The sequence below is a fragment of the Gordonia sp. UBA7599 genome, from assembly GCA_002477755.1.
In the GTDB taxonomy this organism is placed as follows: domain Bacteria; phylum Actinomycetota; class Actinomycetes; order Mycobacteriales; family Mycobacteriaceae; genus Gordonia.
Map to the genome: position 1 here is coordinate 1 of DLKD01000150.1, position 8750 is coordinate 8750.

Genomic DNA, 8750 nt, shown 5'->3' on the forward strand with positions numbered 1-8750 from the left:
GCAGGTCGTGCACGTGCACGGGCTTGTCGACGGCCTTGAAGCCGAACTCGTCCGTCGCGCCGTAAACGGTGCCGCCGCGCACGCCGCCCCCGCGCCCGCACTGGCCCGAGTCCTCGGGGAGGCGTCGTGACCGCTGCCGCCACCGCCTCTGCCGCACCGGCCTACGTGCCGGGCGAGCTGACTGTGCACCGCGATCCCGCGACGATGAGCCGGGTCAGCGCGGCACTGCGCAGCACCGGTCGCCGTGTTGTGCTGGTGCCGACGATGGGCGCGCTGCACGAAGGCCATCTGACGCTGGTGCGCGAGGCGCGCAAGGCCGGCAACACCGTCGTCGTCGTGTCGATTTACGTGAACCCGCTGCAGTTCGGGGTCGGCGAGGACCTCGACGCCTATCCGCGCACGTTCGACGAGGATTGCGCCAAGCTGCGCGAGATCGGCGTCGAACTCGTTTTTGCGCCCACCGACGCCGGGATGTACCCCAATGGGCGACGCACCACGATCCACCCCGGGCCGGCGGGGGAGATCCTTGAAGCGCAGTCGCGGCCGACGCATTTCATCGGGATGCTGACGGTCGTGGCGAAGCTGCTCGGGATCGTCGCGCCCAACGCCGCGTACTTCGGGGAGAAGGACTACCAGCAGCTGGTGCTGATCCAGCAGATGGTCACCGACTTGAACCTGGGCGTCGACATCGTCGGCGTACCGACCGTCCGCGAGCCCGACGGGCTGGCACTGTCGTCGCGCAACCGCTACCTGAGTGAGGATCAGCGCTCGCTGGCGACGGCGCTGTCCGCCGCGCTGACCGCCGGGGCCCATGCCGGGCCGGGTGGTATCGACGCGGTGCTGGCGGCCGCGCGCGCGGTATTGGCGCAATGCCCCGGACTCGACGTCGACTACCTCGAACTGCGCAGCCGCAGCCTGGGCCCGGCGCCGGAACAGGGACAAGCCCGTCTCCTCGTCGCAGCCCGTCTTGGAACCACCCGCCTACTCGACAACGTCGGGGTCGTCGTCGGCGATCCCGAACCCACCGATTCCCAGCCCACCGACTCCGATCCGGCCGGTCATCTGCCGGCCGACCACTGAAAAGAGGAGCCACGATGTTCCGCACCATGATGAAGTCCAAGATCCACCGGGCGACCGTGACGCAAGCCGACCTGCACTACGTCGGCTCGGTGACGATCGACGCCGATCTCCTCGACGCCGCCGACCTCATCGAGGGTGAGCAGGTCTGCATCGTCGACATCGACAACGGCAACCGCCTGGAGACGTATGTGATCGCCGGTGAGCGGGGGAGTGGCGTGATCGGCATCAATGGCGCCGCCGCGCACCTCGTGCATCCCGGCGATCTCGTCATCATCATCGCGTACGGCGTGATGAGCCCCGAGGAGATCGCCGACTACTCGCCGGCCGTCGTCTTCGTCGACGAGAAGAACCGTGTGCTCACCGAGGGCAACGACCCGGCCAACGTGCCGGCCGGATCCGGTCTGAAGGACCCGCGCGGGCGCGCCGGTCTCGCGCTGGTCTGATGCTGCTGGCCGTCGCGGTCGGCAATACGAACATCCATTTGGGGGTGTTCGCCGGCACGGGTGATCATGCGGTGCTCGTGCGTGACTGGCGTATCCACACTGACCCGTATCTGACCGCCGACGAGCTGGAACTGCTCATCCGCGGGCTGCTCGGGCCCGATTTGGAGCAGGTCACCGCCGTCGCGGCGCTCTCCACTGTGCCGTCGTTGCTGCGCGAATTGCGGGGCATGGTCGACAAGTACTTCGGCGGAGGTCCGCATGTGCTGCTGGAGCCGGGGGTGCGGACCGGGCTGCCGCTGCTGGTGGATAACCCGAAGGAAGTGGGGACCGACCGCGTCGCCAACGCCGTCGGGGTGAGTGGCAATTTTCCCGGGGTGCCGAGCATCGTCGTGGCGTTCGGGACGGCCACCGTCGTCGACGCGGTGTCGGCGAAGGGGGAGTTCCTCGGTGGCGCAATCGCGCCCGGGGTGAACCTGGCGATCGATGCGCTGAGCGAGCACACCGTCACCGTGCGCCGCGTTGAGATGCGCGCGCCGCGGAGCGTGCTGGGGAAGAACACGGTCGAGGCGCTGCAGTCGGGGATCGTGTACGGGTTCGCCGGGCAGGTCGACGGCCTGGTCGACCGGATCCGCGACGAGGTGGACGGGTTTGGCGGCGACGACGTGCGGGTTGTCGGGACGGGGTATCTCGCACCGCTGATGGTCGACGAGTGCGAGACGATCACCGATCACCACAGCTTCTTGAACCTCGACGGTCTTCGCCGCGTCTACGAGCGGGTCAAGGCGCGCTAGTCCCCGAGAGCCCCACCCAACGAAAAGTCCCGCACCGAGAAATCGGTGCGGGACTTGTCAGTCCGACTGTGTCAGTCAGCTCACGGGATGGTGAGCACCTGGCCGACGTTGATCAGATCCGGGTTCGCGATGTTGTTGAGCTTGGCGATCTCCGGGTAGCGGTTGCCGTCGCCCAGGAACTTCTCCGCGATGGCCCACAGGGTGTCGCCCGAGACGACGGTGTAGGTCTTCTTCGGAGCGGGGGCCGGAGCCTCGTTCGACACTGCCTGCGCGATCGGCTTGTCGGTGACGGTCTTGGAGCTCCACTCGCCCTTGTCGCCGATGTAGAGGACCACGTTGCGGTCGTCCTGCAGCACCAGACGAGCGCCGGCACCGGAGGTCTTGGTCGACCAGATGCCCTCGTCGGAGCCGTTGTACAGAACGAAGTTGCCGTCGTCCTGGACCGAGGCGCGCACAACGCCCTTGCCGTTGGTCTTCGTCGACCACACAGCGTTGCCCTCGTCGGTGAGGACCAGGTTGCCGTCGTCCTGCAGCGTCAGCGTGTAGGCGCCATTAGCCGAGGTCAGCGACTGGCCGGTGCCCAGACGATCACCAACATTGAGAGTGTCACTCATGAAAATCCACCTTCAGATTGCGGAGTACTTCCGTGCATCGCACGATGCCCCGTCCACCATAGCGATCAATCGATGCACTCGGTTGAACCGAGTATGAATTTTCGTGGATTCGCTCACTGTTGGGCCGAAATGTTGAGCGAGGTCAGCGGTCATGGCAGACTGGTCGTCGTGATCAAGCGTTGTCGGAAGTGTTGTTAGGGCCCACGTCGCCTGTCGGTGAGTAATCGCCGTGGCTGCCGGCCCTGAGACCCGCTTCCAAGACAATCTGCTTTGCTCGCCTGCAAGGGCTTGAGCGATCACTCCCGAGAGGTTCCCGATGACCACCGTCGTCACCACTGCCGTTCTGACCCAGCCCCGTCCCGCCGTCGCGTCATCGGCAACAATCCTGCCCGCTGCGCCGACCTCCGCTCCCACCGTCGCCTCGTCGGCAACGACGTTGCCCGCCGCGCCGATCTCCGCTCCCGCCTTCGGCGAGAAGCTCTCCGTGCCGGCCGGTCACTTCCGCATCGCCGTGGAGGCCGGGCTGCGCCCGGTCGATATCCGCACCCAGGAGCGCCGCAATGCGGCCGGTGCGATTCACGGCGCGCTGGCGCTGGCGCCGCTCGATGCGCTCGAGCGCCTAACCCCGGGGAGCGATGAGGCTCTGCGCACGGCCACTGCCGATGCGCGCTGGCTGATCATCTCCGACGACGGTGACGATGCCGAGTGGCTCGCGTGGCACCTGCGGGCGCGTGGCGTTACCAATGCGGTGTTCCTCGCCGGCGGTCACGAGGCGCTCCTGCGCCACCAGCTCAACGGTGTGATCGCCGATGGCGAGCTCGCGATGATTGCCGACCACCAGCAGTAATTCGCCGAGTGGGCCGTGTCCGGCCGCCGAGTGGGCCCCGCGACCTCGCCGAGTGGGCCGTGTCCGGCCGCCGAGTGGGCCCCGCGACCTCGCCGAGTGGGCCCCGGCCGATACGATTGGCACCCGTGAGTGATGCCAAGAATCCGTCCGCCGCGGACGCTGCCGACGACCTGCCCGAGCAGCTGCGGATCCGGCGCGAGAAGCGCGAGCGGATCCTCGCCGACGGGGGTGAGGCGTACCCCGTCGAGATCGGGCGCACCCACACGCTCGCGCAGATCCGCGCCGATTACCCCGACCTTGAGGCCGGTACTGAAACCGGTGTCGATGCCGGCGTCGCCGGACGCGTCATCTTCATCCGCAACAAGGGCAAGCTCTGCTTCGCGACGCTGCAGGAGGGCGACGGAACACAGCTGCAGGTGATGATCAGCTTCAACGGCGTCGGCGAGGAGCTGCTGGCGCGGTGGAAGTCCGACGTCGACCTGGGCGACATCGTGTTCGTCCACGGGCAGATCATCTCCTCGCGCACCGGCGAGCTGTCGGTGATGGCCGACGACTGGAGCTTGGCGTCGAAGGCGCTGCGCCCGCTGCCCGTCGCGCACAAGGAACTCAACGAGGAGACGCGCGTCCGCCAGCGCTACGTCGACCTGATCGTGCGCCCGGAGGCCCGCGAGATCGCGCGCACCCGCATCAAGGTGATGGCGGAACTGCGGGCATTCCTGGCCGAGCGCGACTTCCTCGAGGTCGAGACGCCGATGCTGCAAACCCTGCACGGCGGCGCCGCGGCCCGTCCCTTCGTGACGCACTCCAATGCCTTCGATATGGACCTCTACCTGCGCATCGCGCCGGAGCTGTTCCTCAAGCGCTGTGTGGTCGGCGGCATCGACCGGGTCTTCGAGGTCAACCGCAACTTCCGCAACGAGGGCGCCGACTCCACACACAGCCCCGAGTTCGCGATGCTCGAGACCTACCAGGCGTACGGCACCTACGACGACGGCGCCGAGCTCATCCGCAGCCTCGTCCAGACCGTCGCGCAGAAGGCGCTGGGAACGCTGACCCCGGCGATGCCCGACGGAAGTACGTACGACCTGTCCGGCGAGTGGACGTCGCTCTCGATGTACCCGTCGTTGTCGGAGGCGCTGGGTCGTGAGATCGTGCCGCAGCACGATGTCGACGGGGTCGCGCAGGGCACCACCGTCGACGAGTTGCTCAAGATCGCCGACGACGTGGGGCTGGCCGTTCCGTTGGACAAGGGCTACGGCCACGGCAAGCTCGTCGAAGAGCTGTGGGAGCACCTCGTGGGGTCCAAGCTCGACGAGCCGGTCTTCGTCCGCGACTTCCCGGTGGAGACCTCGCCGCTGGTGCGCGCGCATCGCAGCATCCCCGGCGTCGTCGAGAAGTGGGATCTATACGTGCGCGGCTTTGAGTTGGCGACCGGCTACTCCGAGCTGGTCGATCCGATCATCCAGCGTGAGCGATTTGTGGATCAAGCGCGTCTGGCCGCGGCCGGGGACGATGAGGCGATGGTGCTCGACGAGGAGTTCCTCGCCGCGATGGAGCACGGCATGCCCCCGACGTCGGGCACCGGCATGGGCATTGACCGTCTGCTGATGGCGCTGACGGGCCTGGGGATCCGCGAAACCGTCCTGTTTCCGCTGGTCAAGCCTCGCGTCGACTGACGGGTCACCGAAACCTGTCGAGGAGCGGGCCTCAGAGGGAGCATTTCCCTCTGCGCCTCGCTGGTTGACCGATTTCGGGGCTATTCAGCGACAACCCGGCGCCATGGCGGGCCCGGCGGCCGCAATGCGCGTGTTTGCGCCCGTGCGACGTCGGCGGTGGCGTCGGACGCGTCGGGGCCGCGGCCCTCGATGCGCGCGATGCGCGTCTGTTCGTCGAGTTCCAACCAGATGCCGGTGAACTCGGCACTGGATGTCGCGGCGACGGCGGCGATGTCGTCGCGCTCCTCGTCGCTGCCGAAGACCGCGTCGGCGATGACGCTCATCCCGCCGGCTAGGTCTGCGGCGGCGAGGCGGCCCAGCTCGGCGTAGACGCGCGCGCTCATCTGCGGGGTGTACGCCGACGCCGGTAGCCGGGTGAGCGTCGGGACTCCGGCCAACCGCTTGCGCAACACATCTGATCGCAGGATGCGGGCACCCGGTGCGACGCCGAGATCGCCGCCCCATGACCGTGCTCGCGTCGACTTGCCGGTGCCCGAACCACCGCCGATCGCGACGATCCGCGGCGGTTGCGGCTCGAGCAGCGAAAGTGCGAGGTCCAGGTAGGCGCGAGAGTCGTCGACGTCGCCAGCGGCGGCAAGGACGTGGGCACGCACCGTCGCTCGCACGCTGAGGAACAGAGGTAGGAGCGCGAAGCCATCCTCGTCGTCGGCCGACGCGTCGAGGTAGGCGTTGACGACGACGTTGGCTTCGTGGCGCAGGCCCCGCACCCAGAGGTCCATCAGGAGGAAGGCGAGATCGTAGAGGACATCGGCGATCGCCAGCTCAGGGTCGAATTCGAGGCAGTCGAACGGGACCGGCGTGCCGTCGAGGACGGTGATGTTGCTCAAGTGCAGGTCGCCGTGGCCGTGGCGGACCCGTCCCGCGGTGGCTCGGGCGTCGAGGAGCGTTGCCCGCGAAGCGATCAGTGCGGTCAGTTGCTCGGTGAGCCGATCGGCCCGGTCGGGGTCGAGGACGTCGGGGTAGCGGCTCATGCTGGCCCGATTCCCGACGACAACGTCGAGCAAGCGGGCGGCACCGTGATGGTCGTCGGAGACCTCGGCGCCGACGTGCATTGCGACGACCTGTCCCGCCAGCCCGGTGAGCAGTGTGTCGTCGATCCTGCCGTCCTCGGCGTAGCGGGCCAGGAGAGCGTCGTCAGGGAAGCGGGCCATTTCCAGCGCCCAGTCGAGGACCTCGCCCTTGCCGTCGAGCTCGACGCCCTCGGCGGTGCGCGTGATGGCGTGGACACCAAGGTAGATCTGCGGTGCGGTGCGGCGGTTCAGGTCGAGTTCGGCGCGCAGTGCGTCGCGGCGTCGTTCGACGGTGGAGAAGTCCATGTACCGGTAGGCGACGGGCCGCTTGAACTTCCATGCGCGGTCGCCGTCGAGGACGATAACGGCGCCGTGGGTGACGATGTGCTCGGCATCGGCCGCGATGGCACCCGTCGCGGCGAGGAGGTCGACGAGGAGACGGCCAGGATCGTCGGCGCGGGTCATGCCCCTATCCTGGCCGAGCTTCGACGCGCAGTACCGGGCGGGTGCGGTAGCGGGCGGCCAGCTGCTGGTGGCGGCGAATGCTGCGAGCTTGTCCCGTGGGGTGTTGCCAGGGTTTGTTCGACAGTGTCGAGTTCTGGGACCCGCGGGTGGTCCACCACCTCGGCAAAGACGGTCAGGCGAAGATGTCGTTGAGAGTGGCTGCGCCTTGGGCGAAGCGGGTGGCCCACAGTTCGATGTCATCGGTGGTGGCGTTCTCGACGCGCTGGTGGATCTCGGGGTCGAGGGTGCCGTAGCGGGTGCTCAGCAGGTTGAGCAGCAGCCGCGCTTCGCCTCGGGCTTCGCCTTCTGCCCATGCTTCGGTGATGAGTCGTCCTGCGGCGGTCATGATGATCTCCTCGGTGTGTGGCCCGGTGGTGGCGGCGAATGCTGCGAGCTTGTCCCGTGGGGTGTTGCCAGGGTTCGTTCGACAGTGCCGAGTTCTGGTACTCGCGGGTGGTCCACCACCTCGGCAAAGACGGTCAGGCGAAGATGTCGTCGAGCTCGGGGTTGCCCTGGATGAGTCGGATGCTCCAGAGTTCGATCTGCTCGGTGGTGGCGTTCTCGACGCGTTGGTGGATCTCGGGGTCGAGGGTGCCGTAGCGGGTGCTCAGCTGCTTGAGCAGCAGCCGCGCTTCGCCTTCGGCTCGGCCTTTTGCTTCGCCTCGTGCTTCGGCTTCGGTGACGAGTCGTCCTGCAGCGGTCATGATGATCTCCTCGGTGTGTGGCCCGGTGGTGGCGGCGAATGCTGCGAGCTTGTCCCGTGGGGTGTTGCCTACGTATCCAAGATAGCGGATGAGCATGGTCAGGATCTGTTTGGAAAGTCCGTCGATCTCGGGGCGCCAGTGGGTCAGCCAGAGGGTGACATCGTCGTCGCCGGGGCCGCGGCGCAGTGACACGAATGTCAGCTGTGCTGTCTGGGTGAGTGGTCGGTTGCGCAGGTCGTCGTCGTCGAGACCGGTGAGGTCGATGAGGTAGTAGCGGATTCGTGGTAGGTCCTCGCCGAGGGATGCGGCGTAGGCGGCGGGGAGGTCGAGCAGGTCGGCGACGTTGGTGGGTGCGTCCCAGCGGCGCTGGCCCTGGTAGATGACGATCGGGATGACCAGCGGTATCGGGCCGTTGGGGTGCTGGAGCAGGTGGCGTTCCCAGATGAGTTGTTGGTAGCCGTTCATCCGCACGGCCATGGCCGGTTCCGGGGTGGACTGGTGTTCAACCAAGAAGTACAGGTACGCATCGTGCTCCTCGGTCGTACCGTCTGGTTGTTCACCGCGGATGGTGGTGCGCAACAGCAAGTCGGCGTTGCGGGCGCTGAGCTCCTCGGTGATGAAGGTGCCCGACTGGAGCTCCAAGTGCTCGAGGTCCAGGCCGTCGAGAACGGTGGCCGGTAGGAACGAGCGCAGCACCGACCCGGCGTCGTCTGGGTTGCTGAGCACGGCGCGTATCAGTGCGTCGTGTGGCTGGATTTGCTTCGGCCCCCCGGTATCCATGCACCGAACGTAGCCACCTCCGCTATCGCGGCACTAGACCCAAACGCGCGAGCTGTGGATAACTCGGAGTGGCTTAGCGGGCCTGTGGAAAACGCTGCCGCGACCGGCGTGGGCCCAGTCGATGACCGAGGACGGCCCAGTGGGCGGTGTCGGGGGGCCCAGTGGGCGGTGTCGGGGGGCCCAGTGGGCGATACCGGAGGGCCCAGTGGGCGGTGCCGGAGGGCCCAGTGGGCGGTGCCGG

At 67.5% G+C, this 8750-nt stretch carries 10 protein-coding genes; 5 read left to right on the forward strand and 5 right to left on the reverse strand.

What is annotated here, in order from left to right:
• The coding region (locus B4L26_RS19130) for a DUF1501 domain-containing protein (RefSeq protein ID WP_414651923.1) at positions 1–157 on the reverse strand (157 nt) is incomplete at its 3' end.
• On the opposite strand from B4L26_RS19130, the gene panC reads away from it, so the two are divergent.
• Genes panC through B4L26_RS17595 form a run of 3 tightly spaced genes read left to right on the forward strand, consistent with a single transcriptional unit; the run spans position 127 to position 2314 of the window.
• Positions 127–1080 (forward strand): pantoate--beta-alanine ligase, encoded by a 954-nt coding sequence (panC, locus tag B4L26_RS17585; protein ID WP_290720962.1) that lies wholly within the window; start codon positions 127–129, stop codon positions 1078–1080. The genes B4L26_RS19130 and panC overlap by 31 nt on opposite strands.
• Before the next feature lie 14 nt (positions 1081–1094).
• Entirely contained in the window at positions 1095–1523 is a 429-nt protein-coding gene (panD, locus tag B4L26_RS17590) for an aspartate 1-decarboxylase (RefSeq protein ID WP_290720965.1), read from the forward strand.
• Positions 1523–2314 carry a type III pantothenate kinase gene (locus tag B4L26_RS17595; protein ID WP_290720968.1) on the forward strand — a complete coding sequence of 264 codons (792 nt, stop codon included), beginning with the start codon at positions 1523–1525 and terminating at the stop codon, positions 2312–2314. The genes panD and B4L26_RS17595 overlap by 1 nt, the downstream gene beginning before the upstream one ends.
• A gap of 80 nt (positions 2315–2394) precedes the next feature.
• On the opposite strand, the gene B4L26_RS17600 is transcribed toward B4L26_RS17595, so the two are convergent.
• Positions 2395–2928: a LysM peptidoglycan-binding domain-containing protein gene (locus tag B4L26_RS17600; protein ID WP_290720971.1), complete on the reverse strand. Its 534-nt coding sequence runs from the start codon at positions 2926–2928 to the stop codon at positions 2395–2397.
• Positions 2929–3244: 316 nt separating this feature from the next.
• Between B4L26_RS17600 and B4L26_RS17605 the strand changes: the two genes are divergently transcribed.
• The gene (locus tag B4L26_RS17605) at positions 3245–3775 is read left to right on the forward strand and encodes a rhodanese-like domain-containing protein (RefSeq protein WP_290720973.1); all 531 of its coding nucleotides are present in this window, start codon (positions 3245–3247) and stop codon (positions 3773–3775) included.
• A 125-nt stretch (positions 3776–3900) separates the two neighbouring features.
• Positions 3901–5451 (forward strand): lysine--tRNA ligase, encoded by a 1551-nt coding sequence (gene lysS / locus B4L26_RS17610; protein ID WP_290720975.1) that lies wholly within the window; start codon positions 3901–3903, stop codon positions 5449–5451.
• 80 nt (positions 5452–5531) lie between these two features.
• Here lysS and B4L26_RS17615 read toward each other — a convergent pair whose 3' ends face one another.
• From B4L26_RS17615 to B4L26_RS17625, 3 genes are all read right to left on the reverse strand, one after another.
• A complete protein-coding gene (locus B4L26_RS17615) occupies positions 5532–6986 on the reverse strand; it encodes an AAA family ATPase (RefSeq protein ID WP_290720977.1) in 1455 nt (484 codons plus the stop codon).
• A gap of 172 nt (positions 6987–7158) precedes the next feature.
• Complete coding sequence (locus B4L26_RS17620) at positions 7159–7371, reverse strand: hypothetical protein (protein WP_290720978.1); 213 nt, start codon at positions 7369–7371, stop codon at positions 7159–7161.
• A 133-nt stretch (positions 7372–7504) separates the two neighbouring features.
• Positions 7505–8509, reverse strand: a complete 1005-nt coding sequence (locus tag B4L26_RS17625; RefSeq protein ID WP_290720980.1) for an Rpn family recombination-promoting nuclease/putative transposase — start codon at positions 8507–8509, stop codon at positions 7505–7507.
• Between the last annotated feature and the right edge of the window lie 241 nt (positions 8510–8750).

What these genes read in the sequence shown, in the direction of transcription:
- panD (WP_290720965.1), top strand. Translation starts at nt 1,095, where the DNA reads ATGTTCCGCACCATGATGAAGTCCAAGATCCACCGGGCGACCGTGACG.
- B4L26_RS17620 (WP_290720978.1), bottom strand. Translation starts at nt 7,371, where the DNA reads ATGACCGCCGCAGGACGACTCATCACCGAAGCATGGGCAGAAGGCGAA.
- B4L26_RS17600 (WP_290720971.1), bottom strand. Translation starts at nt 2,928, where the DNA reads ATGAGTGACACTCTCAATGTTGGTGATCGTCTGGGCACCGGCCAGTCG.
- B4L26_RS17625 (WP_290720980.1), bottom strand. Translation starts at nt 8,509, where the DNA reads ATGGATACCGGGGGGCCGAAGCAAATCCAGCCACACGACGCACTGATA.
- B4L26_RS17615 (WP_290720977.1), bottom strand. Translation starts at nt 6,986, where the DNA reads ATGACCCGCGCCGACGATCCTGGCCGTCTCCTCGTCGACCTCCTCGCC.
- B4L26_RS17595 (WP_290720968.1), top strand. Translation starts at nt 1,523, where the DNA reads ATGCTGCTGGCCGTCGCGGTCGGCAATACGAACATCCATTTGGGGGTG.
- B4L26_RS17605 (WP_290720973.1), top strand. Translation starts at nt 3,245, where the DNA reads ATGACCACCGTCGTCACCACTGCCGTTCTGACCCAGCCCCGTCCCGCC.